The organism is Haloferula chungangensis (assembly GCF_042664875.1).
Taxonomy (GTDB): Bacteria; Verrucomicrobiota; Verrucomicrobiia; order Verrucomicrobiales; family Akkermansiaceae; genus Haloferula; species Haloferula chungangensis.
This window is the reverse complement of record NZ_JBHTBS010000075.1, coordinates 1-705: the sequence shown is the minus strand read 5'-3', so window position 1 is coordinate 705 and position 705 is coordinate 1. Positions and strand designations below refer to the sequence as shown.

Sequence of the window (705 nt, the reverse complement as noted above, 5' to 3'; positions counted from 1 at the left end):
CTTTCAGCTGACATTCTCTGCATACACCATGGAACGTAAGCCTATGATCCATAATCATAAATCCATATTCGTGTTCGATGATTTTTTCAACATCACTGAGAAGATCGTCTTCAACTTCTTGTACTTTACCGCATTTCACACAGATTAAATGGTGATTAAAGTGTTTTGTACCAGTCTTTCTGAAGTCGTATCTTGATACGCCATCTCCAAAGTTCATCTTCTCTAAAATTTGAAGATCAGATAGAAGTTCAAGTGTGCGATAAACGGTAGCAAGTCCAATCTCAGGATATTCTTCCTTAACACGAAGAAAAACATCCTCTGCACTGAGATGACTGTTTTTATTCTCTAAAAGAATTTTTAATGTCACTTCACGTTGAGGCGTCAGTTTAAACCCAGCACTATGCAGTTGTTCTTTAACGTTCTTTAATTCGTTCATAAGGTCTTCATCGATGTGCAGTCGACCTGCTGTATCAATGATCACTGTGTCTAAATGATTTTCACGGGCATATTTCAAACCGTTTTCAACAATTGTTTCTACCTTTTCTTTATCTCCCATAGAATATACGGGGATATCGAGTTGTTTACCGATTGTTTCCAGCTGATCGATTGCTGCTGGACGATAGATATCGCCTGCGATTAACATTGGTTTTTTATTGTGAGATTTACGTAAAAGTAACGCGAGTTTACCTGCGGTCGTTGTTTTAC

1 protein-coding gene and 1 pseudogene are annotated in these 705 nt (G+C 37.9%); both read right to left on the bottom strand.

Features of this window, described 5'->3' with window-relative positions; all coding sequences use genetic code 11:
• Window positions 1–436: ferric iron uptake transcriptional regulator (fur, locus tag ACFQY0_RS21260; RefSeq protein ID WP_379717086.1), on the bottom strand; the 436-nt coding region annotated here is incomplete at its 3' end.
• A 21-nt stretch (window positions 437–457) separates the two neighbouring features.
• Window positions 458–643: pseudogene (locus tag ACFQY0_RS21255) on the bottom strand (signal recognition particle protein); the annotation flags it as partial.
• Between the last annotated feature and the right edge of the window lie 62 nt (window positions 644–705).